A 26,549-nucleotide genomic window follows, 5' to 3' on the forward strand; every position below is an offset into this window, starting at 1 on the left:
GAGCGCCGCAGACAGGCCGGAACCCCGCATACAACAGGGCCCGGCCCCCCGAAGAACGAGGAACCGGGCCCTGCCTCAAGGACTAGTTGTGGCTGTGCAGCACCTCGTTCAGCCCGCCCCACACCGCGTTGTTGGGCCGCGCCTCCACGGCGCCCGTCACGGAGTTGCGCCGGAACAGGATGTTGCTCGCCCCGGAGAGGTCGCGCGCCTTCACGATCTCACCGTCGGGCATGGTGATCCGCGTACCGGCCGTGACGTACAGACCGGCCTCCACCACGCACTCGTCACCGAGGGCGATACCGACGCCCGCCTCGGCACCCACCAGGCAGCGCTCACCGATGGAGATGATGACGTTGCCGCCACCGGACAGCGTCCCCATGGTGGAGGCGCCGCCGCCGATGTCGGAGCCGTCGCCGACGACGACACCCGCCGAGATCCGCCCCTCGACCATGGAGGTGCCGAGGGTGCCGGCGTTGAAGTTGACGAAGCCCTCGTGCATGACGGTGGTGCCCTCGGCGAGGTGCGCGCCGAGCCGCACCCGGTCGGCGTCGGCGACCCGTACGCCCTTGGGGAGCACGTAGTCCGTCATGCGCGGGAACTTGTCGATGCTCGTGACCTGGAGGTGCAGTCCCTCGGCACGGGCGTTGAGACGGACCTTCTCGATGTCGTCCACGGCGACGGGGCCGAGCGAGGTCCAGGCGACATTGGCGAGCAGGCCGAAGAGGCCGTCGAGGCTCTGGCCGTGCGGCTGGACGAGCCGGTGCGAGAGGAGGTGCAGACGGAGGTACGCGTCGTGCGCGTCGAGCGGCTTCTCGCCCAGCGAGGAGATGACCGTACGGACGGCGACGACCTCGACGCCGCGACGGGCGTCCGGCCCGATCGCCCTGACGGCTCCTTCACCGAGGAGTTCGGCGGCGCGCTCGGCGGTGAGCCGCTCGGTCCCGGCCGGGCCGGGCTCGGTGAGCAGCTCCGGAGCGGGGAACCAGGTGTCGAGGACGGTGCCATCGGCGGCGAGGGTGGCGAGCCCGGCGGCGACGGCGCCGGTGGTGCGAGGTGTTTCGGTCATGGGAGGAAACCTAACGCCCGCCCGGCCACCCGGGCGAACCGATCTCATGTCCCGAGCACCCGGCCGATGACGTCCCGCGCGTACTCCTGGTCGTACGCGGCGTCCGTGAGGAGTACCTGGAGGCAGATGCCGTCCATGACGGCGACCAGCGCCCGCGCGGTGACGGGATCGGTACGGCGGGAGAGGGCCGCCACGACGCCCTCGGTCCATTCGGCGGCGACGGGCCGCAGTACGGGGCGCCGCAGCGCGGCGAGATACAGCTCGTACTCCAGCTCGACCCGGACGCGCTCGGCCGCGAGCCACTCCCCCATGATCCGCGCCAGATCGGCCGCGAGATCGCTGTCCGGGTCGGCGAGCGCGCGACTGTCCCGTACCGCCGCCGCGAAGGTCTCATTGGCCTGCCGCAGCGCGGCGATGAGCAGCTCGTCCAGCGAGGCGAAGTGGTACGTGGTGGAGCCGAGCGGCACATCGGCCTCGGCGGCGGCGGTGCGATGACTGAGCCCGCCGATACCGTCCCGCCCGACGACCCGCAGCGCGGCGTCGATGATGCGCTGCCGCCGCTCGGGGTCGTAGCGCCGCGCCATCAGTGGGCTCCCCCGGTGTTGAGCACGACCACCCCGGCGATGATGAGCGCGATCCCGGCGAACTTCGCCAGACTCGCCGCCTCCCCCAGGAAGATCATCCCGATCCCGGCGACGGCGGCGGTCCCGACACCCGCCCAGATGGCGTAGGCGGTGCCGACGGAGAGCGTCTTCAGCGTCTGGGCCAGCAGCGAGAACGCGATGACATAGCCCACGACGGTGAACACCGAGGGCCAGAGCCGGCTGAAGCCCTCGCTGTACTTCATGGCCGTCGTCGCGGCCACCTCCGCCGCGATGGCCGCGGCGAGCAGTCCATATCCCATGTGTACGAGAGTACACAACGATGCGTACGGGCGTACGCATCCAGCGAGAAGCCCCGCCCCCGGATAGTGCACGGGGGCGGGGCTTCCGACGGGAACTAGGCGGTCGCGCGCTTGGCGAACTCCACGAGTCCGACGAACGCGGCGGGGGTGAGCGTGAGTATCGGGCCGCCCGGAGCCTTGCTGTCCCGGACCGGCACGAGGCCGTACACGGACGCGTGGCCAGGAGCCCACTCAATGCATTCGCCACCATTCGGGGCGCTATAGCTCGACTTCATCCAATCCATTAGGCAAGGGCTGTGAAGGCAGGTCATGGCGCGTACTCCTCCAGAATCTTACGAATTCGCGTGACGGATTCACTGTGTCCTAGCGCTTCTGCGCGTAGGCGATCGTAGATCTCACATGCCGATGAGGTGAGCGCTGGCGTCTCCTGTGGTCGCCCGCCTTGCGGACCATCCGCATGTAGCACCGTAGGCGTGCCCGTAGTTGCCAGCAATGTAAATGGGGAGTCGGAGGCGGGCACGACGCTGAAAGGTAAGAGCTGAACGCTCACGTTCGGCCGTTCGGCATCCTCCAGCAAGCGTTCAATCTGCCGCATCATGACCCCGGGCCCGCCGACCACGACCCGTAGGCACGATTCATGGAGCACCACCCACAGCACAGGCGGCGCCGGATCCAACCGATCAAGGATGTCTCGGCGCGCTGCCCGCTCAGCCACTTTGGCTTCGACTGTTGACGCGGAGAAGCGCGCGGCCCCCATCCGGTAAAGCGCACGGGCATATTCCGGAGTCTGAAGCAACCCCATCACATAAAGCGTCGAGTAGTTGAGGATTCGCGTTGCCCTACGCTCACGCTGGAGATACGGAACGAACCACGACGGATGATCACCGGCGACGGCCACTTGCCGCTGGCGGGCCATCACCGCTCCGGTTCCAAACGCACGATCACACCCCTCGGCGAACCGAGCGCTGGGCACCAGCTTGGCGTTCTCCACCTTGGACACGTATGCAGCCGAGTATCCCGTGGCGGTGGCCAGCCCCCGGAGCGACATCTTGCGTGCCTGACGCATCTCTCGTACGTCAACACCGAAAACCTCAACCGGAGTCAACGGCTCTCGCGCGTCATCGTCATCCACTGCGCTGACCTCCAAGTTTGCCCTTGCAGCGCCTTCGAACGGTGCTTCGAATCGTTGAATTCCAAAGCTCAATGCTCAACAGCCTAGGACTACTTGTGCTCATCTGGTCACGCAGAGGAACCAGGTCAACCGAAAGGACTGGCTCCCGACCATGAGTGCTGATCTCCCGTACCAGAACCAACACACCACCGCCGAGCTGGACGCGCGCATACAGGCTCATGGGCTGCCGCGCGAAGAGTGGGGCGCCGCCACCCCCGTGTTGCTCAAGGCCGTCCACTCCGGCCTGGTCGAGCGCCGGGACCAACCGCCTCCCGTACCGCCGCGCCTGGAGGCCGTGCCGGTCGACGGGTGCACCTTCTGCCGGTCGCTGGCGCGGCACCGGGAGAACTGTCGCGGTACCGGCGATCTGGCCAGTGTCCTCGCGTGCTCGGAGGAGATCGAGGCGCACCCCCACTGCGCTTCCCTGTCGGAGATGGGCCTGTGACGGCGCCGGACGAGTGCGCGGAGTGCGAGCGGCTCCGTACGGAACTGGACGCGGCCACCAGGGCCGGAGACGAATCGGCAGCCGTCGACTGCCGGGTACTGCTCCGGCGACACCCCCACCACGGCGACCGCCCGGTACAGACGGAGGAGGTGGCGGAGTGATCGAGAAACCGCTCTGCGGCGCCTTCGCGCGGGTGCCTCACGCTCTCGACAGCGCCATGCGGGCGATCGGGAACGGCGATATCACCGACGCGACGCGCGATCTCCGGTGCAGGCTCGATCCGCACACGGGCGATCACACCGATCTGGTGTGGCAGCTCGACGACGCCGGCCAGGGCGAGATGTGGGCGACCTGGCCCGACGGCTGCCGGGTCGCCACCGCCGTGGTCATCCGGCCGGACCGCCCCCGGATCAGCCCATCGGGCAGCGAGGCGTGCACCCACTTCGAGGGTCACCCGGGCGGCTGTTCCTTCGACGCGGGCGAGACCGGACCCTGAAGGTACGGAAACGGCCAGGGCCACCGGTCCCCCGGTGGCCCTGGCCGTTCACACCCGGTCCGCGTCGGCACGACGCGGCCAGGGGTCAGACGTTGAAGCCCAGCGCCCTGAGCTGATCGCGCCCATCGTCGGTGATCTTGTCCGGGCCCCACGGCGGCATCCAGACCCAGTTGATCTTCAGCTCGTTGACGATGCCGTCCACGGCCGACTTCGCCTGGTCCTCGATCACGTCCGTCAGCGGGCACGCCGCCGACGTCAGCGTCATGTCCAGCGTCGCCACGTTCGAGTCGTCGACGTGGATGCCGTAGATCAGGCCCAGGTTGACCACGTCGATCCCCAGCTCGGGGTCGACCACGTCGTACAGCGCCTCGCGGACCTCGTCCTCGGAGGCCGGCTTCAGCGCGGCCCCTGCGTTCTCCGTCATACCGATTTCCTCTCGGAGCTCTCCGCGCCGTCACCCAGAGCCTGCGCGGTCGCGTCCTTCCACGCCATCCAGCTCAACAGCGCGCACTTCACCCGCGCCGGATATTTGGAGACACCGGCGAACGCGACCGCGTCCTCCAGCACCTCCTCCATCGCGTCGTCCGGGACGAGCTGGCCCTTGGACTGCATCAGCTCCAGGAATGTCGCCTGGATCTTCTGCGCCTCGGCCAGCTCCTTACCGACCAGCAGATCGTTGAGGACGGACGCGCTGGCCTGGCTGATGGAACAGCCCTGGCCCTCGTACGACACGTCCTCGATGCGCGATCCGTTGTACTTCACGCGCAGGGTGATCTCGTCACCGCAGGTCGGATTGACATGGTGTACCTCGGCGTCGCCGTCCCGAAGCCCCCGGCCGTGCGGGTGCTTGTAGTGGTCGAGGATGACTTCCTGGTACATCGAATCAAGCTTCACAAGGGCTCCGCTCTACCCGAAGAAATTACGGACGTGCTCCAGCCCGTCGACGAGCGCGTCGACCTCGGCGGGCGTGGAGTACAGATAGAACGACGCTCGCGTGGTCGCGGGAATTCCGTAGCGCAGGCAGACCGGCCGGGCGCAGTGGTGGCCGACCCGGACCGCGATGCCCTCTTCGTCCAGCACCTGGCCCACGTCGTGGGGGTGGATGTCACCCAGCGTGAAGGAGATCGCGGCACCGCGGTCCTCCGCCGACGTCGGGCCGATGATCCGCAGGTCGGGCACCTCAAGAAGGCGCTTCACCGCGTACTCGGTGATCGCGTGCTCATGAGCCGCGATCTTCTCCATGCCGATGGAGTTCAGGTAGTCCACGGCCGCGCCGAGACCGACGGCCCCGGCGATCGGCGGCGTACCGGCCTCGAACTTGTGCGGCGCGGGCGCGTACGTGGAGGAGTGCATCGACACGGTCTCGATCATCTCGCCGCCGCCGAGGAACGGCGGCAGGTCCTCCAGCAGCTCCTGCCGGCCCCACAGCACACCGATGCCCGTCGGACCGCACATCTTGTGGCCGGTGAAGGCCACGAAGTCCGCCTGGAGCGCCTGAACGTCCATCGGGGCGTGCGGCGCCGCCTGCGAGGCGTCGATCAGGACCAGGGCGCCGACCTCGTGGGCGCGGCGGACGATCGCCTCGACCGGGTTGACGGTGCCCAGGATGTTGGAGACCAGCACAAAGGAGACGATCTTCGTCTTCTCGGTGATGATCTCCTCGATGTTGGACAGGTCGAGGCGGCCGTCGTCGGTGAGACCGAACCACTTCAGCTTCGCGCCGGTGCGCTGCGCGAGCAGCTGCCACGGCACGATGTTGGAGTGGTGCTCCATCTCGGTGATGACGATCTCGGTCTCGTGGTCGACCCGGTAGGGCTCATCGGCCCAGCCGAGCATGTTCGCCACCAGGTTCAGCGACTCCGAGGCGTTCTTGGTGAAGATCACCTCGTCACGGCTGGGCGCGTTGATGAACTCCGCGACCTTCGTGCGTGCGCCCTCGTACAGCGCGGTGGCCTCTTCGGCGAGGACGTGGACACCACGGTGCACATTGGCGTGGTGCTGCTCGTAGTACTCGCTCATCGCGTCGATGACCTGACGCGGCTTCTGCGAGCTGGCCGCGCTGTCCAGATAGACGAGCTTCTTGCCGTCGTGGATCACCCGGTCGAGGATCGGGAAATCCTTGCGGATCGCCTCGGTGTCGAGGAGGCCGGGGAGCCCCTGGCGGGGGTAGGTCACGAGGAAGCGCCACCCTTCACATAAGCCTCGTAGCCCTCCGCCTCCAACTTGTCCGCCAGCTCGGGACCGCCGGACTCGGCGATCCGTCCGTTGGCGAAGACGTGGACGTGGTCGGGCTTGATGTACCGGAGAATGCGCGTGTAGTGCGTGATCAGCAGGGTGCCGACCTCGCCCGACTCGCGGACGCGGTTGACGCCCTCGGAGACGACGCGCAGGGCGTCGACGTCGAGGCCGGAGTCGGTCTCGTCCAGGATCGCGATCTTCGGCTTGAGCAGCTCCAGCTGAAGGATCTCGTGACGCTTCTTCTCGCCGCCGGAGAAGCCCTCGTTGACATTGCGCTCGGCGAAGGCCGGGTCCATGGAGAGCCGCTCCATGGTCGCCTTGACCTCCTTCACCCAGGTGCGCAGCTTCGGCGCCTCGCCGCGGATGGCGGTGGCGGAGGTGCGCAGGAAGTTGGAGACCGAGACACCGGGGACCTCGACCGGGTACTGCATCGCGAGGAAGAGACCGGCGCGGGCGCGTTCGTCCACGCTCATCTCCAGCACGTCCTCACCGTCCAGGGTCACCTGACCGCCGGTGATCGTGTACTTGGGGTGACCGGCGAGCGAGTACGCCAGGGTGGACTTGCCGGAGCCGTTGGGGCCCATGATGGCGTGGGTCTCGCCCTGCTTCACGGTCAGGTCGACGCCCTTGAGGATCTCCCGGGGGCCGTTCTCGGCCTCGACGGAGACGTGCAGGTCGCGGATTTCAAGCGTTGCCATGGGTGACTCAGGACTCCTGGGTGATGGAGACGAGCACATCGTCCCCTTGGATCTTTACGGGGTATACGGGGACGGGGCGCGTCGCGGGCAGTCCGGACGGCTTCCCGGTGCGGAGGTCGAAGCTGGAACCGTGCAGCCAGCACTCGATCTGACAGTCCTCCACCTCGCCCTCCGACAGCGAGACATTCGCATGGGAGCAGATGTCGTGGATCGCGAAGACCTCGCCCTCGGTACGGACGACCGAGACCGGGGTGCCGTCGAGCTCCACCCGCAGGGGGGTGTCGTCCTCCAGCTCGCTCAGGCCACAGGCACGGACGAAGCTCATGCGACGGACGCCTCCAGCTCTTCCTCGATCGTGGCGAGCAGCCGCTCCTCGACGTCGGGCAGTCCGATCTGCTGGACCAGCTCGGCGAAGAAGCCGCGGACGACGAGACGGCGGGCGTCCTGCTCCGGGATGCCGCGCGCCATCAGGTAGAAGAGCTGCTCGTCGTCGAAGCGCCCGGTGGCCGATGCGTGACCCGCGCCGACGATCTCGCCGGTCTCGATCTCCAGGTTGGGCACGGAGTCGACCCGCGCGCCGTCCGTGAGGACCAGGTTGCGGTTCATCTCGTAGGTGTCGGTGCCCTCGGCGGCCACCCGGATGAGGACGTCCCCGATCCAGACCGCGTGCGCGTCCTGGCCCTGGAGCGCGCCCTTGTAGACCGCGTTGGACTTGTTGTGCGGGGTGTTGTGGTCGACGAGGAGGCGGTGCTCCTGGTGCTGGCCCTTGTCGGTGAAGTAGAGGCCGAACAGCTCGGCCTCGCCACCGGTGGCCGCGTAGGCGACGCGGGGGTGCAGCCGGACCAGATCGCCGCCGAAGGTGACGATCACGGACTTGAAGGAGGCGTCCCGGCCGATCAGCGCGTTCTGCTGGGCGACGTGGACGGTTTTGTCGTCCCAGTCCTGCACGGAGACGACGGTGAGCTTGGCGCCGTCGCCGAGTACGAAGTCGGCGTTGGCGGCGAAGACCGCGTCACCGGTGTGGTCGATGACCACGACGGCCTCGGCGAACGCGCCCAGCTCGATCACCTGGTGGCCGAAGGCCACCCCGCCCTCGCCGTGCACGGCGATCCGGATCGGCTCGGTGAGCACGGTCTCCTTGGGCACGGTGACGACCGAGGCGGTCTCGAAGGAGGAGTACGCCTGGGCGGCGACCCGGTCCACGGGGGTGCCGGCCCGACCGAGGCGGGCGTCGTCCCGGCCGACGGTCTCGACGGTCACTCCGGTGGGCGCGTCGATGGTGACCTTGACGCCTCCGGTGGCGACGGCGGTGCCGTCGTGGAGTCCGGCGAGCCGCTCCAGGGGAGTGAAGCGCCACTCCTCCTCGCGGCCGTGCGGAACCGGGAAGTCCGCCACGTCGAACGACGGGGGCGCACTCATGCGGGTGGCGACGGTCGACTCGGCGGCCACCGCGATCGAGCCGGCGGTGGTGGACCCCGCCGGGATGTTCTGAGCCTCAGCCATGGCTGTCGTCGTGCTCTCTCTCTGCCTCTGGGTCAGGAAAATCGTTCGCCGCGAGGGCGGGCGCGTCCGGCGCCCGCCCCGCTGGGAGCGGCCGGGCTAGCCGACCGAACCCTCCATCTGCAGCTCGATCAGCCGGTTCAGTTCCAGCGCGTACTCCATCGGCAGTTCCTTGGCGATGGGCTCGACGAAGCCGCGCACGATCATCGCCATCGCCTCGAACTCCGTCATACCGCGGCTCATCAGGTAGAAGAGCTGGTCCTCGGAGACCTTGGAGACGGTGGCCTCGTGGCCCATGGAGACGTCGTCCTCGCGGACGTCGACGTACGGGTAGGTGTCCGAGCGGGAGATCGTGTCGACCAGCAGCGCGTCACAGAGCACATTGGACTTCGAGCCCGGGGAGCCCTCGCCGATCTCGATCAGACCGCGGTAGGAGGTACGGCCGCCGCCTCGCGCCACCGACTTGGAGACGATGTTGGAGGAGGTGTTCGGGGCCATGTGGACCATCTTGGCGCCGGCGTCCTGGTGCTGGCCCTCGCCCGCGAACGCGATGGAGAGCGTCTCGCCCTTGGCGTGCTCGCCCATCAGGTAGACGGCCGGGTACTTCATGGTCACCTTGGAGCCGATGTTGCCGTCGACCCACTCCATGGTCGCGCCCTCGTAGGCCACGGCCCGCTTGGTGACCAGGTTGTAGACGTTGTTCGACCAGTTCTGGATCGTCGTGTAGCGGCAGCGGCCGCCCTTCTTGACGATGATCTCGACCACGGCGCTGTGCAGCGAGTCCGAGGAATAGATCGGCGCGGTACAACCCTCGACGTAGTGGACGTAGGCGTCCTCGTCGACGATGATCAGCGTCCGCTCGAACTGGCCCATGTTCTCCGTGTTGATACGGAAGTACGCCTGGAGCGGGATGTCGACGTGGACACCCTTGGGCACGTAGATGAACGAGCCACCGGACCAGACGGCCGTGTTCAGCGAGGCGAACTTGTTGTCGCCGACCGGGATGATCGTGCCGAAGTACTCCTGGAAGAGCTCGGGGTGCTCCTTCAGCGCGGTGTCCGTGTCGAGGAAGATGACGCCCTGCTCCTCCAGGTCCTCACGGATCTGGTGGTAGACGACCTCGGACTCGTACTGGGCGGCGACACCGGCGACGAGACGCTGCTTCTCCGCCTCCGGGATGCCCAGCTTGTCGTAGGTGTTCTTGATGTCCTCGGGCAGGTCCTCCCAGGACGCCGCCTGCTTCTCCGTGGAGCGCACGAAGTACTTGATGTTGTCGAAGTCGATGCCCGACAGGTCGGAGCCCCAGTTCGGCATGGGCTTCCGGTCGAACAGCCGCAGCCCCTTGAGGCGCAGCTTCAGCATCCACTCCGGCTCGTTCTTCTTCGCCGAGATGTCGCGGACGACGGCCTCGGAGAGACCGCGCTTGGCGGTGGCGCCTGCCGCGTCGGAGTCGGCCCAGCCGAATTCGTACGTGCCCAGCCCCTCCAGTTCGGGGTGAGCGGTCTCCGTGGGGAGAGTCATGCGGGGTTCCTCCCGGCCGTGCTTGCGGATGCTGATGGTGTGGTGGTGCTACGCGGAATGAACGTCGTGCACACGCCGTCGCCGTGGGCGATGGTGGCCAGACGCTGGACATGGGTCCCGAGCAGACGCGAGAAGACCTCGGTCTCCGCCTCGCAGAGCTGTGGGTACTGCTCGGCGACGTGGGCGACCGGGCAGTGGTGCTGACAGAGCTGCTCACCCTGCTGAGGGCCGGGGGCGCTGCGCGCCATAGCAGCGTACCCGTCGGCGCTCAGGGCTTTCGCCAGGGCCGCCGTGCGCTGCTCGGGGGCCGCGGCTTCGACGGCCGCCCGGTAGGGCTCGGCCTGGGCCTCCATCCGGTCGCGCGCGAAGGCGGCGACGGCGGCCTCGCCGGCCGCTCCACCGCCCGCCGCGCGCTCGATCCAGCGGAGGGCGTCCATGGCCAGTGCGTCGTACGACTGGTCGAAGGCGTCCCGGCCGCAGGATGTGAGGGCGAAGACCTTGGCGGGCCTGCCCCGGGTGCGGGCGCCGTAGATCCGCTGCTCACGGGGTTCTACGATGTTCTCCGCGACGAGAGTGTCGAGGTGGCGGCGGACCGCCGCGTGGGTGAGTCCGAGCCGGACCGCCAGAGCCGCCACGGTGGACGGGCCATGGTCCAGGACAGAGCGCGCGACGCGGTTGCGTGTCGAATGATCCGTGCGCGAACCGGTCGCGAGTTCCTCCTGCGGAGCCTCGCCGACGTTTTTCACAACACCATTGTTGCGTAATTCCTTCGAGGGTGACAACCGCCGTCCGGCCGTACTTCCGGTGCGCTTCGTCACTTAGGGTTACCTAACACAGGGCCTGTTCCCCGACCGGAGAACAGGCCCTGAGCAGGGATTTTACCAATATCAGCCGGTCAGATCAGGCCGCTCTGTGACCTTGATCGAGTTCACCAGAGTTTTCCCGGAATTGGCCACGAACCGCAGATTGAGCTGCCCGTCGGTGACCGTGACGGTGAAGGACCGGTCATGGGCGGTCCGTACCCCGGCCTCCAGGGCCAGGTCCAGATTGGGGACGAACTGGATCCCCTCCGCCATCACGTCGAAGACCCGCTGGGTCGGCCGGTTGGTGGCCGGCTCGGCGAAACCCAGCTCCACCCGGTAGGTCCCCGGGGGCAGCGCGTCGAACCGGTACTCGTACATGCCCTGCCGGGCGGTCCGGTAGAGCACCGGGTCGCTCGTCGCCGGGACGCCCACGACCGGCCGTGAGATGGACTGCCGGGTCGAGCTGCCCAGATAGCCGTGCCCCCCGACGGTGTACGCCTGGTCGGCGGTCCAGGTGTCGCCGAGCGGGTCCACGACGGACCGGGTCGCGCCGCTGTCGACCGCCCGCTGATAGGCGGGGACGACGACGGAGACCGGAATGTCGATCACCGGCGCCCGGCCGCTGCGGGAGGTGACCGCCAGCGTGCCGGTGAGCACCGAGCCGGGGGCCGCCCCGGTGGTGTCGATGCTCAGCCGCACCTCCTGGGAACCGCCCGCCGCCAGCTCACCGCTGCCGGGGGCCGCAGTGATCCAGCCCTTGCCGTCCTTCTCCGCGACGGTGAAGGGGGTGGCGGAGCCGGTGTTCACGAGCGTGATCGCGCGGGCACGCTGCTGCCCCGCGGGAGCGATCACGGTCAGCCGGCTGGTGTCGGCTGCGACCCGGCCGGTGGTCAGCGCGGCATCGAGGACCCCGGTCTCCCCCGGCTTCAGCCCCTGCCGCCCGCTCACCGGTGCGTAGGCGGGCGCGGACAGCGTGAGGTCGTAGTCGGCGGGGGCGGGCACCTGTGCGAGGTAGCCGCCGTCGGCCGTGACGGTGTCGCTCCCGACTCCGGCACCACCAGCGGTGACGGCGACGCTCGCGCCGGCCACCGCCTTGCCGTCATTGGCGTCGGTGACCGTACCGGCGACGATCGCGCTCTTCGTCGTACGGAGGTGGATGCTCGCGCCGTCCCGGACCGTGGCCTCGTTGTACGAGTAGAGGAGGGCGTCGGTGCCGGTGGCGTTCTCCGCGCCGATGGTCGCGGACGAGCCGTTCTCGAAGCCGGCGCCGGAGACGTCCTTGTAGTGGAAGGACGCGGTGCCGTCCTCGCTCAGCACCGCCGCGAAGGAGATCCGCTCGGCGGTGGTCGCTCCGATGAGCGCGTTGCGCCACTCGACGACGATCTTCCGGTGCGGGGCGGTTCCGGTGGCGGACCAGTACACCCCGGCCGCCGCGTCCACGGTGAGGTTGTCCCAGAAGGGGTAGAGCGCGCCGTTCGGCGTACCGGTGGTGGGCAGGGAGCCGTTGACGCCGGAGGTGGAGGACGCACCGAAGGAGAGCACGCCGTCGACCGAGGCGGTCGCCGTGCGGTACGTCCGGCCGTAGAGGGCCACCGGGAAGGGCAGCGCGAAGGCGGAGGTGCCGAAGAACTCGCTGGAGAACGCCAGCTTCGTGGCCCCCTCGGGGAAGGCCGCGGCGCCGACCGAGCAAGCGGTCCCGAAGGTGTCCGTACGGTCCGGCAGGGCGATGTCCCGGACGGTCGCGGCGGTGACCTCGACCCGGACGCTGGTCGCCGACGCGCATCGGTGGGCGGGGGTCACAGCGAGGTCGTACGTGCCCACCGGAAGGCGCAGCGCATAGCCGCCGTCGGCGGCCGACCTGGTGCTGACCGGCGTGCCCTGGGCGGTGACCACGGCATTCGCCTCGGCGCCGGAGTGGCCGGTGATCCGGCCGGTGACATCGGCGGACGCCGCCTCGTCCAGCGCGAAGTCCTTGACCGTGCTGGCGCCCTCGACCACGGTCACGGCCCCGGTGGCCGTGACATAGCCGAATTTGCTGACGGTGACCCGGTACTCGCCGACCATCAGCTTCGGCAGGGCGTAGGTGCCGTTGGCGCCGCTGCTCACGGTCGAGCGCATCGGGCCGTCGAACCGCAGCTCGGCGTCGGCGACCGGGCTGGTGCCCGAGGTGACCGTGCCGCCGACCGCGCCGAGCGGGCCGCGCGGGGCGGCGGTGACGGCCGCGTGCGCGTCGAGCCGGCCCTCGCCGAAGACGTTGTTGTCGGCGGCCGTGCCACCGCAGGTGGTGTTGTCCACGTCCACGGCGGACGCGTCGAGGAGCTTCTCGGTGGCGGCGATATCGCCGCGCAGCGCGGGGGCGGCCGACCAGAGCAGGGCCACGGTGGCGGCGGTGTGGGGCGAGGCCATCGAGGTGCCGGAGATCGCGTTGTAGCCGCCGCCCGTCCAGGCGGAGCGGATGTTGACCCCGGGCGCTGCCAGGTTGGGCTTCAGGGTGCCGGCCTCGCCGGTACCGCGCGAGGAGAAGGAGGCGATGGCGTTGTTGATGTCGAAGGCGCCGGACGCGTACGAGTTCGCGTAGCTGCCCGGCGATCCCGCCGAATTGCAGCTCGGGCCGTTGTTCCCGTTGGAGAACGCGGGGAAGATGCCCGCGTCCCGCCAGGACTGGACGACCGTCTTGTACCAGGCGTCGAAGACGCCGCTGCCCCATGAGTTGTTCACGATGTCGGGGGCGAGATCGGGACGCGGATTGGCGCCGGCCGCGTCGGTGGGGGCGACGATCCACTGCCCGGAGCGGAGCAGGGAGTCCCGGCTGCACGAGGAGGACTCGCAGCCCTTGGCGGCGATCCAGCGGGCGCCGGGGGCGACCCCGATCTGATTGCCCGCGCCGTCGTCGCCGACCATCGTGCCCATGGTGTGGGTGCCGTGGCCGTTGTTGTCACAGGGGCCGGCGACCGTGCACACCTTGGCCGGATCGAACCAGTTGTAGGCGTGGTCGTAGCCGCCGTCGGAGCGCAGGCCGCGGTATTTGGCCTTCACGGCCGGATGGTCGAGCTGGACCCCGGTGTCGATGTTCGCGACGACGACGCCCTCGCCGCGCGCGCCGAACTCGGACCACACCTTCGGGGCGTTGACCCGGTCGATGTTCCACTCGACGGCGTCGGTGCGCGGTTCGGCGCGGCCCGGCAGCGGGTCGGGGACCGGGATCGGGTCGTCCGCCTCCAGCGCGGCGACCTCGGGGCGCGCCGCGATGGTCCGGGCGACGGCCGCGTCCGTGGTGACCTTGAGGGTGTTGGTGATCCAGAAGGATTCGTACTCCGCACCCGCCGCGTCGAGCAGCGCCTTCAGCGGGGCCTGGGTGCGCTGGGCGTGCTCCTGCTTGGTGCGCAGCAGCAAACGGGCCCGGTCCGTCCTGGTCCGCTGCTGCCGGACGGCGGAGGTGTCCGCCTCATGCGACAGGGCGACCCAGAAGGTCGCCCTGTCACCGGCGTCGAGCCGGGCGCGGACCGGAGCCTCCGCCTTGGCCCGGTACGGGGAGGGTGCCGCCGACGCTCCCGCGCCGGGGTCGGGTAACGCCTGGGTCGGTAATGCCTGGGCGGGGGTGGCGCCGAGAGCGAGGGGAAGTGCCAGGGCCACGGCGGTCAGGGCGGCGAGGGCCCCGCGCCGTTCCGGTCTGCGTCCAGCCAACGAACTCTCCTAACTGGGTGGGGTTCGTACCGGCACCTGGAGGGCGTTCGTGCCGGCCCTCGCATCGTGAAGGACTTGACAGGTCCATGTGAAGAACGCATCAGGTGCCAGTTCTGGCCTTTTCCGGCGCAGCGGTCACAGCGGTCCGGCAGGGGGTCGCGGGCGGGCGCGGGGGGCGTCCTGTGCGCCGGGGGTACGGGGTGTGGGGCGCGCTCGGACGTCACCCGCGCGCCCGCCCGGGGTACGGGCCGCCGGGGGCCGCACTCGGAGCGCTCCGTGCGCCCGCCCCGGGGGGTACGGGGTCGCGGGGGCGCGCTCAGAGCCTTCCGCGCGCCCGCCTAGACTTCCGACATGCTTAGCGAGTCCGTCGTCCAGATCCAGGGCCTGGTCAAGCGGTACGGATCGAAGACGGCCGTGAACGGCCTCGACCTCGACGTCCCGCAGGGCCGGGTGACCGCCGTCCTCGGTCCCAACGGTGCCGGCAAGACCACCACGATCGAGATCTGTGAGGGCTACCGCCGCGCCGACGCGGGCACGGTACGGGTCCTCGGCCTCGACCCGGTCGCCGACGCCCCGAAACTGCGCGCCCGGATCGGGGTGATGCTCCAGTCCGGCGGCGTCTACTCCGGGGCCCGCGCCGAAGAGATGCTGCGCCATATGGCGAAGCTGCACGCCCACCCCCTCGACGTGGACGCGCTGATCGAACGGCTCGGCCTCGGCGGCTGCGGCCGGACGACCTACCGGCGACTCTCCGGCGGCCAGCAGCAGCGGCTCGCGCTCGCGATGGCCGTCGTCGGCCGCCCCGAACTGATCTTCCTGGACGAACCCACCGCCGGCCTCGACCCACAGGCCCGCCACGCCACCTGGCAACTGGTGCGCGAGCTGCGCGCGGACGGCGTCACCACCATCCTGACCACGCACTTCATGGATGAGGCCGAGGAACTCGCGGACGGTGTCGCCATCATCGACGCGGGCCGGGTCATCGCCCGGGGCACCCCCGAACAGCTCTGCCGGGGCGGCGCCGAGAACACCCTCCGCTTCACCGGTCGCCCCGGACTCGACGTCGCCTCCCTGCTCAAGGCCCTCCCGGACGGCACCGAGGCGGCCGAGCTGACCCCGGGGGCGTACCGGATAGCGGGTCAGGTGGACCCCCAGTTGCTCGCCACGGTCACCTCCTGGTGCGCGCAGCACGGTGTGATGCCGTCCGGCATCTCGGTGGAGCGGCACACGCTGGAGGACGTCTTTTTGGAGCTGACGGGGAAGGAACTGCGGGCGTGACCCAGAACCACCACGGGCTCGGCCGGCAGCGGTCCCCGGAAACAGCGGAGTCAGGAGTGGCGGGCGTGAGCGCCGGTACGTACACACCGAGGCCGGGCGCCGCGCCGCTGGGCCGCATGATCGCGGCGCAGACCGCGTTCGAGACCAGGATGCTGCTGCGCAACGGTGAGCAGTTGCTGCTCACCGTCGTCATCCCCTCCCTCCTCCTCGTCCTGTTCTCGACGGTCGATGTCGTCGACACCGGGAGCGGCGAGCCGGTCGACTTCCTCACCCCCGGCGTGCTCGCGCTCGCCGTGATGTCCACCGCCTTCACCGGGCAGGCCATCGCCACCGGTTTCGAGCGGCGGTACGGAGTCCTCAAACGACTCGGCGCGTCCCCGCTCCCCCGCTGGGCCCTGATGTGCGCCAAGACGCTCTCCGTGCTGGTCACGGAGATGCTGCAGATCGCGCTGCTGACGTCGATCGCGTTCGCGCTGGGCTGGTCGCCCGGCGGGGACCCGTTCTCCGTGCTCCTGCTGCTGGCGCTCGGCACCGCCGCCTTCAGCGGCCTCGGACTGCTGATGGCCGGCACGCTGCGCGCCGAGGCCACCCTGGCCGCCGCCAATCTGGTCTTCCTGCTGCTGCTGGTGGGCGGCGGGGTGATCGTGCCGCTGGACCGGTTCCCCGACGGGGTCGCGTCGGCGCTCGCGCTGCTGCCGATCTCGGCGCTCTCGGACGGACTGCGTGACGTGTTGCAGCACGGGGACTCGCTGCCCTGGGGGAATCTCGGCGTGCTCGCCGTCTGGGCGGTGCTCGGACTCGGCGCGGCGGGCCGGCTCTTCCGCTGGGAGTAGTCCGGGGCTTACCCGGGACCGGACCAGCCTCTGGGACCTGGCCGTACGGTGGTTTTCCGCGACACCGGGGCCCCCGATCGGACCCTAGTGAAAACATGCACAAGGCATCGTCCTACGATGGTTCCCGTGCAAACCCCCCTCGCCTTCATCGCCCAGCGCTGGACGCCCAAACCCGGGACGCTCCGGCGGGCCACGCTCTCCGCCGTCGTGATGAGTGTGTTCATCATCGTCACGGGCGGCGCGGTCCGGCTGACCGGATCCGGTCTCGGCTGCGACACCTGGCCCAAGTGCACCGACGACTCCCTGTTCGCCACTCCCGAACAGGGGTTGCACGGGGCGATCGAGTTCGGCAACCGGATGCTGACGTACGTCCTGTCGGCGGCGGTCGGCTGGGCCATCATCGCGGTGCGCTCCACCAAGCCGCTGCGCCGCGGACTGCTCCGGCTGGGCTGGGCGCAGTTCTGGATCGTGGTGAGCAACGCCGTGCTCGGCGGGATCACCGTCTGGGCGGGCCTCAACCCGTGGACCGTGGCCGGGCACTTCCTCGCCGCGAACGCGCTGATCACCGTGGCCGTGATCACCTGGCACCGGGCCGGCGAGGGCGACGCCCCGGCGCGCCCCCGGGTGCCGCGACCGGTCCGCAAGCTGTCCTGGGCGATCGTCGGCACGAGCGTGGTGCTGATCACGCTGGGCACGGCGGTGACCGGCTCGGGCAAGCACGCCGGTGACAGCAGCGATGTGCCGCGGATGCCGTGGGACTGGGTCGCCGCGGCCCAGGTGCACGCGATCTCCGCCTGGGTCGTCTGCGCGCTCGCGCTCGCGATGTGGCTGGTGCTACGGGTGGTGGACGCGCCGAAGGACGTCCGCGCGCGCTCCCGGGATCTGCTGATCGTGCTGCTGGCGCAGGGTGCGGTGGGCTATCTCCAGTACTTCACGGGCGTCCCCGAGATCCTGGTCGGCGTCCATATGCTCGGCTCCTCGCTGATGTGGATCGCGGTCATCCGGCTGGCGCTGAGCCTGCGGGAACGCCCGTGGGCCACGACCCCGGTGCCCACGCAGCCCGACCCGGAGCTGTCGAAAGTCTGAAGGGTCTGCCTCTCGTAGCGCTGAGGCTCTCGTAGCGCTGACGCTGACGACATGACACCGCCCCCCGGCGTACTCCCGTACGCCGGGGGGCGGCTGTGTGCCGTGACGGCGTTCCGCGTCAGCCGTTCGAGGGACCGCCGACCTGGATACCGGCCATCCGGGTCCACTCGTAGGGGCCCGTACGGACCTTCGCAGCGAACTCCCCGTCGAACGACTCATGGAGCGTGAGACCGGCCTGCTCGGCGGCGGCGGTCGCGATGTCATGGGTGGGGGCGACGAGATCACCCCAGGCTCCGTCGTCACCGACGAGCACGATCCGGGTGCCGGCCTGACCGATGTAGGCGAGCTGGCCCTCGGCTCCGCCGTGCGCCTTCGCGAAGGTGCGGATCTCCTTGGCGAGCTTGGCCGTCTTGCGCGGGGTCATCTGCATGGAGCGATGCTACTTGCGGGTACCGGACGGTGACCATGCCCTCCGGCAGTGTCCTGCACCTCAGCCCCTCCCGGGGCTCCGCCCCGAACCCCGCGCCTCAATCGCCGGCGAGGCTGGTTTTAGCGACTCCGCCCACCGGACGGGCTGGAAATTAAGCCCGTCCGGCGTTTGAGGACGGACCCCTCAGCGCGAGGCGGCGGGAACGGCATGGGCCCTGGACCGAAGCCGCTCGCCCGTTGCCAGGCTCCCCGTGGGTCTCGGCCGCTTCGCGGGGCTCCGCCCCGAACCCCGCGCCTCAATCGCCGGCGAGGCTAGTTCTAGCCCGTCCGGCGATTGAGGACGGACCCTGATGCGCGAGGGAGCCGCAAGGACCGGAGCCCCCACCCCGGAGGGGCGTCAGCTCACGAAGGGGTCGACCGCGACCGCGACGAAGAGGAGCGAGACGTAGGTGATCGACCAGTGGAACAGCCGCATCTCCTTCAGCTTCGCCCCCGTCGCCCCCGACTTCGCGCGAGCCTGGAGCGCGTGCGCCTCCCAGAGCCACCAGCCGCCCGTCGCCAGCGCCACCGTCGTGTAGAACCAGCCGGTGTACCCGAGCGGGGTGAGCAGCAGCGAGACCGCGACCATCACCCAGCTGTAGAGGACGATCTGGCGGGCCACCACTCGGTTGGAGGCGACCACCGGGAGCATCGGCACACCCACGCGGGCGTAGTCGTCCTTCACCTTCATCGACAGCGGCCAGTAGTGCGGCGGCGTCCAGAAGAAGATGACGAGGAAGAGGATGACGGCGGCCCAGGACATCGAGTTGGTGACCGCGGACCAGCCGATCAGGACGGGCATACAGCCCGCGATGCCGCCCCAGACGATGTTCTGCGAGGTGCGCCGCTTCAGGATCATCGTGTAGACGACCACGTAGAAGAGGAGCGCGCCGAGCGAGAGCCAGGCGGAGAGCCAGTTGACCAGCAGGCCGAACCAGAGGGTGGAGACGACCGCGAGGGTGATCCCGAAGACGAGGGCCTCACGCGGCGACACCATTCCGGTGACCAGCGGGCGCTGCGACGTACGGTCCATCAGCGCGTCGATATCGCGGTCGAGGTACATGTTCAGCGCGTTGGCGCCACCCGCCGAGAGGTAACCGCCGAGGCAGGTCACCAGAACCAGCCAGAGATCCGGTACCCCTTGCGCGGCGAGGAACATGACCGGCACGGTGGTGATGAGCAGCAGCTCGATGATCCGCGGCTTGGTCAGTGCCACGAAGGCCCTGACCCGGGCCCCGAACGGCTGGCTGCCGGGGCTCGTGCCGAGCACCCCCGCTGGACGGGATTCGACGGCCGTCACGCACACCCCTGACAGAGACTCCCAGCGAGCGCCGGACGCATGTGGACATACATGAAGGCCCGGTAAACACTCGCGCTTACCACGCCACTCTAGAGGCTGCCGATCCTTCGCCCCGCACGGGGGTGGGGTCGTGTTGAGCTGCACTCCCGCGAATATTGCGCGGTCCCCCGGCGGGTCGGGGGCCGAAGCGCTCGGCACCTGCTGAGTGCCAGGTCGCGGGTAGGCTCGGCAGCGCCCGGTGCTTCCGTCGTCACCGGGAGACGCCATGTGGAGCACACATGGGGAAACATGTGGAGAGGAGCCCTGAACCAGGGTGAGCACCAAGCCGACCACCACAGACCTTGAGTGGACCGATCTGGACCAGCGGGCTGTCGATACCGCCCGCGTCCTGGCCATGGATTCCGTACAGAAGGTCGGCAACGGCCACCCCGGTACGGCCATGAGCCTCGCGCCCGCCGCGTACGTCCTGTTCCAGAAGGTGATGCGACACGACCCCGCCGACGCGGACTGGACCGGCCGGGACCGGTTCGTCCTCTCCGCCGGTCACTCGTCGCTGACCCTGTACACCCAGCTCTACCTGGCCGGGTACGGCCTTGAGCTGGATGATCTGAAGGCGTTCCGGACCTGGGGCTCGAAGACTCCCGGCCACCCGGAGTACGGCCACACCACCGGCGTGGAGACGACGACCGGACCGCTCGGCCAGGGCGTCGCCAACGCCGTGGGCATGGCGATGGCCGCCCGCTACGAGCGCGGTCTGTTCGACCCGGACGCCGCCCCGGGCACCTCGCCGTTCGACCACACCATCTGGGCCATCGCCGGTGACGGCTGCCTCCAGGAGGGCATCTCCGCCGAGGCGTCCTCGATGGCCGGGCACCAGAAGCTCGGCAACCTCGTACTGCTGTGGGACGACAACCACATCTCCATCGAGGGCGACACCGAGACCGCGGTCTCCGAGGACACTCTCAAGCGGTACGAGGCGTACGGCTGGCACGTCCAGCGCGTGGCGCAGGCGCCCAACGGCGACCTCGACCCCGCCGCCCTCTACCAGGCGCTGCGCGCGGCGCAGGCCGAGACCGAGCGCCCCTCGTTCATCGCGGCCCGTTCGATCATCGCCTGGCCCGCCCCGCACGCGCAGAACACCGAGGCCGCGCACGGCTCGGCGCTGGGCGATGAAGAGGTCGCGGCCACCAAGCGGGTCCTCGGCTTCGACCCCGAGCAGTCCTTCGAGGTCTCCGACGCGGTCATCGCGCACACCCGTGCCGCGCTGGACCGCGGCCGGGAGACCCGGGGCGAGTGGGAGAAGACGTTCGCCGCCTGGCGCACGGCCAACCCGGAGCGCGCCGCCGAGTTCGACCGGATCCGAGCGGGCGAGCTGCCGGCCGGCTGGGAGGACCACCTGCCGGAGTTCGAGACCGGCAAGGGTGTCGCCACCCGGGCCGCGTCCGGCAAGGTCCTCCAGGCGCTGGGCGCGATCGTGCCCGAGCTGTGGGGCGGCTCCGCCGACCTCGCGGGCTCGAACAACACCACCATCGACAAGACGTCGTCGTTCCTGCCCGAGGGCAATCCGCTGCCGGAGGCCGACCCGTACGGCCGTACGATCCACTTCGGCATCCGCGAGCACTCGATGGCCGCCGAGATGAACGGCATCGCGCTGCACGGGAACACCCGTATCTACGGCGGCACGTTCCTCGTGTTCTCCGACTACATGCGCAACGCGGTGCGGCTCTCCGCGCTGATGCACCTGCCGGTGACGTACGTCTGGACGCATGACTCGGTCGGTCTCGGCGAGGACGGCCCGACGCACCAGCCGGTGGAGCACCTGGCCTCGCTGCGCGCCATTCCGGGTCTGAACGTGGTCCGTCCGGCGGATGCCAACGAGACCGCCATCGCCTGGCGCGAGATCCTCAAGCGGTACACGAAGGAGTTCGGGGTCGGCGCCCCGCACGGTCTGGCGCTGACCCGTCAGGGTGTGCCGACGTACGAGCGGAACGAGAACGCCGCTCGCGGCGGTTACGTCCTGTTCGAGGCGGAAGGCGGTGAGCCGCAGGTCGTGCTGATCGGTACCGGCTCCGAGGTGCAGCTCGCGGTGGAGGCGCGTGAGCAGCTCCAGGCCGATGGCGTGCCCACCCGAGTGGTGTCGATGCCGTCGGTGGAGTGGTTCGACGAGCAGGACCAGGGGTACCGGGAGTCCGTGCTGCCGCCTTCGGTGAAGGCGCGGGTGGCGGTCGAGGCCGGTATCGGTCTCACCTGGCACCGCTTCGTCGGTGACGCGGGCCGCATCGTCTCGCTGGAGCACTTCGGCGCTTCGGCCGACGGCAAGGTCCTGTTCCGCGAGTTCGGCTTCACCGCCGACGCGGTCGCCGCCGCCGCGCGGGAATCTCTCGAAGCCGCCGCGCGCTGACGCCGGTATACGAACTAAACAGGAGTTGCAATCCTCATGACAGACGCACTCAAGCGCCTCTCCGACGAAGGTGTCGCGATCTGGCTCGACGACCTCTCGCGCAAGCGGATCACCTCCGGTGACCTCGCCGAGCTGATCGACCAGCGGCATGTGGTCGGTGTGACCACCAACCCGTCGATCTTCCAGAAGGCGATCAGCGGCGGCGACGGCTACGAGCAGCAGCTCACGGAGCTGGCCGCGCGCAAGGTGACCGTCGAGGAAGCCATCCGCATGATCACGACGGCGGACGTCCGGGACGCCGCCGACATCCTGCGGCCGGTCTTCGACGCGACCGACGGCCAGGACGGCCGGGTCTCCATCGAGGTGGACCCGCGGCTGGCCCACAACACCCTGGCGACGGTCGCCGAGGCGAAGCAGCTCGCCTGGCTGGTGGACCGCCCCAACACCCTGATCAAGATCCCGGCCACCAAGGCGGGTCTGCCGGCGATCACCGAGACCATTGGTCGCGGCATCAGCGTCAATGTGACGCTGATCTTCTCGCTGGAGCGCTACCGCGAGGTGATGGACGCCTACCTCGCCGGTCTGGAGAAGGCGAACGCGCGCGGGCTCGACCTCTCGAAGATCCATTCGGTGGCGTCGTTCTTCGTCTCCCGGGTGGACACCGAGATCGACAAGCGCATCGACGCGCTGGGCACCCCGGAGGCCAAGGCCGCGCGCGGCAAGGCCGGCCTGGCCAACGCCCGACTGGCGTACGAGGCGTACGAGGAGGTCTTCGGCTCGGACCGCTGGGCGCCGCTGGACCGGGCGCGCGCCAACAAGCAGCGTCCGCTGTGGGCCTCGACCGGTGTGAAGGACAAGGCGTACAAGGACACGCTGTACGTGGACGAGCTGGTCGCCCCGGGCACGGTGAACACCATGCCGGAGGCCACTCTGGACGCCACTGGTGACCACGGGCAGATCACCGGTGACACCGTGCGCGGCACCTACGACCAGTCGCGGGCCGAGCTGGCGGCCGTCGAGAAGCTCGGCATCTCCTACGACGAGGTCGTCGGGCTGCTGGAGGACGAGGGTGTCGAGAAGTTCGCCGACGCCTGGAACGACCTGCTCAAGTCGACGGAGGCCGAGTTGAAGCGCCTCGCTCCTTCGGAGGGCTGACCACCTTGTCCGGTACCGGCGAAGCCAATCCGCTTCGTGACGCCGCAGACCGACGGCTCCCGCGCATCGCGGGGCCGTCGGGCCTGGTCATCTTCGGTGTCACCGGCGACTTGTCCCGCAAGAAGCTGATGCCCGCCATCTACGACCTGGCCAATCGCGGACTGCTGCCGCCGGGGTTCTCCCTGGTCGGCTTCGCCCGCCGGGAGTGGCAGGACGAGGACTTCGCGCAGGAGGTGCACGACGCCGTCAAGGCCCATGCCCGCACCCCCTTCCGCGAGGAGGTCTGGCAGCAGCTCAACCAGGGGATGCGGTTCGTCCAGGGCGACTTCGACGACGACGACGCCTTCGAGACGCTCAAGAAGACCATCGTCGAACTCGATCAGGCGCAAGGCACGGGCGGTAATTTCGCCTTCTACCTCTCCGTGCCGCCGAAGTTCTTCCCCAAGGTCGTCCAGCAGCTCAAGAAGCACGGACTGGCCGAGGAGCGGGACGGCTCCTGGCGTCGCGCCGTCATTGAGAAGCCCTTCGGGCACGATCTGGCCTCCGCCCAGGAGCTCAACCAGGTGGTGCACGAGGTCTTCCCGCCCCATGAGGTCTTCCGCATCGACCACTACCTGGGCAAGGAGACCGTCCAGAACATCCTGGCGCTGCGGTTCGCCAACACCCTCTTCGAGCCGATCTGGAACCGGTCGTACGTCGACCACATCCAGATCACCATGGCCGAGGACATCGGCATCGGCGGCCGGGCCGGGTACTACGACGGCATCGGCGCCGCCCGTGACGTCATCCAGAACCATCTGCTCCAGCTACTCGCACTGACCGCGATGGAGGAGCCGTCCTCCTTCGACGCGGACGCGCTGGCGGCGGAGAAGACCAAGGTCCTGAGTGCGGTACGGCTGCCGAAGGACCTGGGCGCCGACACCGTGCGCGGGCAGTACGCGGCGGGGTGGCAGGGCGGCGAGAAGGCCGTCGGCTACCTCCAGGAGGACGGGATCGACCCCGCGTCGACCACCGACACCTACGCGGCCATCAAGCTGGAGATCGACAACCGCCGCTGGGCGGGCGTGCCGTTCTATCTGCGCACCGGCAAGCGGCTGGGTCGCCGGGTCACCGAGATCGCGGTCGTCTTCCAGCGTGCCCCGCACTCCCCCTTCGACCACACGGCCACCGAGGAGCTGGGGCAGAACGCCCTGGTCATCCGGGTCCAGCCGGACGAGGGAGTGACCCTGCGGTTCGGTTCCAAGGTGCCGGGCACCTCGATGGAGGTACGGGACGTGTCGATGGACTTCGCCTATGGCGAGTCCTTCACCGAGTCCAGCCCGGAGGCGTACGAACGGCTCATCCTCGATGTGCTGCTCGGCGACTCCAACCTCTTCCCGAGGGTCGAGGAGGTCGAGCTGTCCTGGAAGATCCTGGATCCGATCGAGGAGTTCTGGGACGCGCACGGCAAGCCCGCCCAGTACCCGTCGGGGACCTGGGGTCCGGTCGAGGCGGACGAAATGCTCGCACGAGACGGACGGAGCTGGCGCCGGCCATGAAGATCGACCTTACGGACACCACGTCCAGCAAGATCAATAAGGCGTTGGTGCAGGGGCGCCGGGCGATCGGCACCCCGGCCGTCGGCATGGTGCTCACCCTCGTCATCGTCACCGACGAGGAGAACGCCTACGACGCGCTGAAGGCCGCCAACGAGGCGTCCCGCGAGCACCCCTCGCGCAAGCTCGTGGTCATCAAGCGCGTCTCCCGCACCCCGCGCGCCCGCGCCCAGGCACGCCTGGACGCCGAGGTGCGGGTGGGCGCGGCCGCGGGCACCGGCGAAACGGTCATCCTCCGGCTGTACGGCGAGGTCATCGACCACGCCCAGTCGGTGGTGCTGCCGCTGCTGCTGCCCGACGCGCCGGTCGTCGTCTGGTGGCCGGTGAACGCGCCGCTCGACCCGGCCAAGGACCCGCTGGGTTCGCTGGCGCAGCGCCGGGTGACCGACGCCTACGCCGCGGAGCAGCCGATCCACGACCTGACGGTGCGCGCCGACGCCTACACCCCCGGGGACACGGATCTCTCCTGGACCCGGATCACCCCCTGGCGCTCGATGCTCGCCGCCGCGCTGGATCAGGTGAGCTGCGAGGTCACCGCCGTCGAGGTGGAGGGCGAGGAGTTCAACCCGAGCGTGGAACTGCTGGCGATGTGGCTCGCGGACCGACTGAACGTGCCGGTGAAGCGGGCGCTGTCGACGGGTCCCGGGCTCACCGCCGTACGGATGGAGACCACCTGCGGGCCGATCGTCCTGGACCGGGCGGACGGCTCGCTGGCGAACCTCTCCATCCAGGGCCAGCCGGACCGGGCCGTCGCGCTCAAGCGGCGGGACACCGCCGAGCTGATCGCGGAGGAGTTGCGCCGGCTGGACCCGGACGACACCTACGCGTCGGCGCTGCGGTACGGCGTGGACCGGCTGGGCGAGGAGGCCGGTGACGAGCCCGTGGGGCCGATGCCGGTACGGGACACCGCCGCTCACACGGAGCACCCCCACCCGGAGCAGGCGCCGGCCCGCAAGTCCCCCGCCAAGAAGGCCGCCACCAAGAACGCATCAGCGAAGAAGGCGGCCGCCGAGTGAGTACTCCGCAGCTCGTCGTCCACCGCGACAAGGAGCTGATGGCGCAGGCCGCCGCGGCCCGGCTGATCACCAGGATCGTGGACGCCCAGGCCGCGCGCGGCTCGGCGTCCGTGGTCCTGACCGGCGGGCGCAACGGCAACGCCCTGCTGGCCGCGCTCGGGTCGTCACCGGCCCGGGACGCGATCGACTGGCACCGGCTCGACCTGTGGTGGGGCGATGAGCGGTTCCTGCCCGAAGGGGACCCGGAGCGCAATGTGACGCAGGCCCGCGAGGCCCTGCTGGACAGCGTTCCGGTGGACCCGGCACGGGTGCGTGCGATGCCCGCTTCGGACGCGTACGGGGGTGACGTGGAGGCCGCGGCAGCCGCGTACGCCGCCGAACTCGCCGCCGCGGCGAGCCCGGAGGACCACGGTCCGGTGCCGACGTTCGATGTGCTGATGCTGGGCGTCGGGCCGGACACGCATGTCGCCTCGCTCTTCCCGGAGCTGCCCGCGGTGCGGGAGACGGAGCGGACGGTGGTCGGGGTGCACGGTGCGCCGAAGCCGCCGCCGACCCGTGTCTCACTGACGCTGCCGGCGATCCGGGCGGCCCGCGAGGTGTGGCTGCTCGCGGCCGGTGCGGACAAGGCGAACGCGGTGGCGATGGCGCTGTCGGGCGCGGGCGAGATCCAGGCCCCGGCGGCGGGCGCGTACGGCCGGAGCCGCACGCTGTGGCTGCTGGACTCGGCCGCCGCGGCGGAACTGCCGCGCGATCTGTACCCCCCGGCGTCGCCGTAGCCGGTGCGTCCCCGTACGCGGGAAGCGGGTAGAAGCAGGTAGGAGGAAGGGCCCGGGACGCCTGTGCGGCGTCCCGGGCCCTTCTCGTACGGCCGCGCGTACTGCTACTCGTACG

General features: G+C 69.7%; 27 protein-coding genes. 11 read left to right on the forward strand and 16 right to left on the reverse strand.

The genetic code is table 11. The features are described from left to right. Window positions 1–82: 82 nt before the first annotated feature. The 5 genes from dapD to ACH4S7_RS00530 all read right to left on the reverse strand — a co-directional run bounded on the left by dapD (window position 83) and on the right by ACH4S7_RS00530 (window position 3,102). Entirely contained in the window at window positions 83–1,066 is a 984-nt protein-coding gene (gene dapD, locus ACH4S7_RS00510; RefSeq protein WP_398518832.1) for a 2,3,4,5-tetrahydropyridine-2,6-dicarboxylate N-succinyltransferase, read from the reverse strand. 44 nt (window positions 1,067–1,110) lie between these two features. Further along, window positions 1,111–1,650: a TetR/AcrR family transcriptional regulator gene (locus tag ACH4S7_RS00515; RefSeq protein WP_398518833.1), complete on the reverse strand. Its 540-nt coding sequence runs from the start codon at window positions 1,648–1,650 to the stop codon at window positions 1,111–1,113. Further along, on the reverse strand, window positions 1,650–1,970 hold the full coding sequence (locus ACH4S7_RS00520) for a DMT family transporter (protein ID WP_398518834.1): 321 nt from the start codon (window positions 1,968–1,970) through the stop codon (window positions 1,650–1,652). The genes ACH4S7_RS00515 and ACH4S7_RS00520 overlap by 1 nt, the downstream gene beginning before the upstream one ends. A 95-nt stretch (window positions 1,971–2,065) precedes the next feature. Beyond that, complete coding sequence (locus ACH4S7_RS00525) at window positions 2,066–2,245, reverse strand: DUF397 domain-containing protein (protein WP_398518835.1); 180 nt, start codon at window positions 2,243–2,245, stop codon at window positions 2,066–2,068. Between the two features lie 32 nt (window positions 2,246–2,277). Continuing rightward, window positions 2,278–3,102 carry a Scr1 family TA system antitoxin-like transcriptional regulator gene (locus ACH4S7_RS00530; protein ID WP_398518836.1) on the reverse strand — a complete coding sequence of 275 codons (825 nt, stop codon included), beginning with the start codon at window positions 3,100–3,102 and terminating at the stop codon, window positions 2,278–2,280. Between the two features lie 151 nt (window positions 3,103–3,253). Between ACH4S7_RS00530 and ACH4S7_RS00535 the strand changes: the two genes are divergently transcribed. The 3 genes from ACH4S7_RS00535 to ACH4S7_RS00545 are packed head-to-tail and all read left to right on the forward strand — an operon-like array spanning window position 3,254 to window position 4,082. Continuing rightward, complete coding sequence (locus ACH4S7_RS00535; protein ID WP_398518837.1) at window positions 3,254–3,586, forward strand: hypothetical protein; 333 nt, start codon at window positions 3,254–3,256, stop codon at window positions 3,584–3,586. Beyond that, complete coding sequence (locus ACH4S7_RS00540; protein ID WP_398518838.1) at window positions 3,583–3,747, forward strand: hypothetical protein; 165 nt, start codon at window positions 3,583–3,585, stop codon at window positions 3,745–3,747. Before ACH4S7_RS00535 ends, ACH4S7_RS00540 begins: the two co-directional genes overlap by 4 nt. Further along, entirely contained in the window at window positions 3,744–4,082 is a 339-nt protein-coding gene (locus ACH4S7_RS00545) for a hypothetical protein (protein WP_398518839.1), read from the forward strand. The genes ACH4S7_RS00540 and ACH4S7_RS00545 overlap by 4 nt, the downstream gene beginning before the upstream one ends. Before the next feature lie 85 nt (window positions 4,083–4,167). Here ACH4S7_RS00545 and ACH4S7_RS00550 read toward each other — a convergent pair whose 3' ends face one another. The 9 genes from ACH4S7_RS00550 to ACH4S7_RS00590 all read right to left on the reverse strand — a co-directional run bounded on the left by ACH4S7_RS00550 (window position 4,168) and on the right by ACH4S7_RS00590 (window position 14,526). After that, window positions 4,168–4,506: a metal-sulfur cluster assembly factor gene (locus tag ACH4S7_RS00550; protein ID WP_398518840.1), complete on the reverse strand. Its 339-nt coding sequence runs from the start codon at window positions 4,504–4,506 to the stop codon at window positions 4,168–4,170. Next, a complete protein-coding gene (gene sufU, locus ACH4S7_RS00555; RefSeq protein WP_398518841.1) occupies window positions 4,503–4,976 on the reverse strand; it encodes a Fe-S cluster assembly sulfur transfer protein SufU in 474 nt (157 codons plus the stop codon). The genes ACH4S7_RS00550 and sufU overlap by 4 nt, the downstream gene beginning before the upstream one ends. 12 nt (window positions 4,977–4,988) lie before the next feature. After that, entirely contained in the window at window positions 4,989–6,257 is a 1,269-nt protein-coding gene (locus ACH4S7_RS00560; RefSeq protein WP_398518842.1) for a cysteine desulfurase, read from the reverse strand. Next, window positions 6,254–7,018, reverse strand: a complete 765-nt coding sequence (gene sufC, locus ACH4S7_RS00565) for a Fe-S cluster assembly ATPase SufC (RefSeq protein ID WP_398518843.1) — start codon at window positions 7,016–7,018, stop codon at window positions 6,254–6,256. The genes ACH4S7_RS00560 and sufC overlap by 4 nt, the downstream gene beginning before the upstream one ends. Window positions 7,019–7,025: 7 nt before the next feature. Continuing rightward, window positions 7,026–7,343, reverse strand: coding sequence for a non-heme iron oxygenase ferredoxin subunit (locus tag ACH4S7_RS00570; protein WP_398518844.1), 318 nt, complete (start codon window positions 7,341–7,343; stop codon window positions 7,026–7,028). Further along, window positions 7,340–8,521, reverse strand: a complete 1,182-nt coding sequence (sufD, locus tag ACH4S7_RS00575) for a Fe-S cluster assembly protein SufD (protein ID WP_398518845.1) — start codon at window positions 8,519–8,521, stop codon at window positions 7,340–7,342. Before sufD ends, ACH4S7_RS00570 begins: the two co-directional genes overlap by 4 nt. 96 nt (window positions 8,522–8,617) lie before the next feature. Further along, window positions 8,618–10,039 (reverse strand): Fe-S cluster assembly protein SufB, encoded by a 1,422-nt coding sequence (sufB, locus tag ACH4S7_RS00580; RefSeq protein ID WP_398518846.1) that lies wholly within the window; start codon window positions 10,037–10,039, stop codon window positions 8,618–8,620. After that, on the reverse strand, window positions 10,036–10,785 hold the full coding sequence (locus tag ACH4S7_RS00585; RefSeq protein ID WP_398518847.1) for a helix-turn-helix transcriptional regulator: 750 nt from the start codon (window positions 10,783–10,785) through the stop codon (window positions 10,036–10,038). The genes sufB and ACH4S7_RS00585 overlap by 4 nt, the downstream gene beginning before the upstream one ends. A 141-nt stretch (window positions 10,786–10,926) precedes the next feature. Beyond that, window positions 10,927–14,526, reverse strand: a complete 3,600-nt coding sequence (locus tag ACH4S7_RS00590) for a S8 family serine peptidase (protein WP_398518848.1) — start codon at window positions 14,524–14,526, stop codon at window positions 10,927–10,929. A 351-nt stretch (window positions 14,527–14,877) separates the two neighbouring features. On the opposite strand from ACH4S7_RS00590, the gene ACH4S7_RS00595 reads away from it, so the two are divergent. From ACH4S7_RS00595 to ACH4S7_RS00605, 3 genes are all read left to right on the forward strand, one after another. After that, on the forward strand, window positions 14,878–15,804 hold the full coding sequence (locus ACH4S7_RS00595; RefSeq protein WP_398518849.1) for an ABC transporter ATP-binding protein: 927 nt from the start codon (window positions 14,878–14,880) through the stop codon (window positions 15,802–15,804). 65 nt (window positions 15,805–15,869) lie between these two features. Next, complete coding sequence (locus tag ACH4S7_RS00600) at window positions 15,870–16,637, forward strand: ABC transporter permease (protein WP_398519974.1); 768 nt, start codon at window positions 15,870–15,872, stop codon at window positions 16,635–16,637. Between the two features lie 117 nt (window positions 16,638–16,754). Continuing rightward, window positions 16,755–17,723 carry a heme A synthase gene (locus ACH4S7_RS00605; protein ID WP_398518850.1) on the forward strand — a complete coding sequence of 323 codons (969 nt, stop codon included), beginning with the start codon at window positions 16,755–16,757 and terminating at the stop codon, window positions 17,721–17,723. 118 nt (window positions 17,724–17,841) lie between these two features. On the opposite strand, the gene ACH4S7_RS00610 is transcribed toward ACH4S7_RS00605, so the two are convergent. Further along, on the reverse strand, window positions 17,842–18,153 hold the full coding sequence (locus tag ACH4S7_RS00610) for a hypothetical protein (protein ID WP_398518851.1): 312 nt from the start codon (window positions 18,151–18,153) through the stop codon (window positions 17,842–17,844). Between the two features lie 396 nt (window positions 18,154–18,549). Then, entirely contained in the window at window positions 18,550–19,491 is a 942-nt protein-coding gene (locus ACH4S7_RS00615; protein WP_398518852.1) for a heme o synthase, read from the reverse strand. A gap of 313 nt (window positions 19,492–19,804) precedes the next feature. On the opposite strand from ACH4S7_RS00615, the gene tkt reads away from it, so the two are divergent. Genes tkt through pgl form a run of 5 tightly spaced genes read left to right on the forward strand, consistent with a single transcriptional unit; the run spans window position 19,805 to window position 26,434 of the window. Then, the gene (gene tkt / locus ACH4S7_RS00620) at window positions 19,805–21,892 is read left to right on the forward strand and encodes a transketolase (RefSeq protein WP_398518853.1); all 2,088 of its coding nucleotides are present in this window, start codon (window positions 19,805–19,807) and stop codon (window positions 21,890–21,892) included. A 36-nt stretch (window positions 21,893–21,928) separates the two neighbouring features. Continuing rightward, entirely contained in the window at window positions 21,929–23,047 is a 1,119-nt protein-coding gene (gene tal, locus ACH4S7_RS00625) for a transaldolase (protein ID WP_398518854.1), read from the forward strand. A gap of 5 nt (window positions 23,048–23,052) precedes the next feature. Further along, a complete protein-coding gene (zwf, locus tag ACH4S7_RS00630) occupies window positions 23,053–24,585 on the forward strand; it encodes a glucose-6-phosphate dehydrogenase (protein WP_398518855.1) in 1,533 nt (510 codons plus the stop codon). Further along, window positions 24,582–25,658 (forward strand): glucose-6-phosphate dehydrogenase assembly protein OpcA, encoded by a 1,077-nt coding sequence (opcA, locus tag ACH4S7_RS00635; RefSeq protein WP_398518856.1) that lies wholly within the window; start codon window positions 24,582–24,584, stop codon window positions 25,656–25,658. The genes zwf and opcA overlap by 4 nt, the downstream gene beginning before the upstream one ends. Further along, window positions 25,655–26,434: a 6-phosphogluconolactonase gene (pgl, locus tag ACH4S7_RS00640; protein WP_398518857.1), complete on the forward strand. Its 780-nt coding sequence runs from the start codon at window positions 25,655–25,657 to the stop codon at window positions 26,432–26,434. The genes opcA and pgl overlap by 4 nt, the downstream gene beginning before the upstream one ends. Window positions 26,435–26,549 lie beyond the last annotated feature (115 nt).

It is taken from the genome of Streptomyces sp. NPDC020965, from assembly GCF_044333555.1.
Lineage (GTDB): Bacteria > Actinomycetota > Actinomycetes > Streptomycetales > Streptomycetaceae > Streptomyces.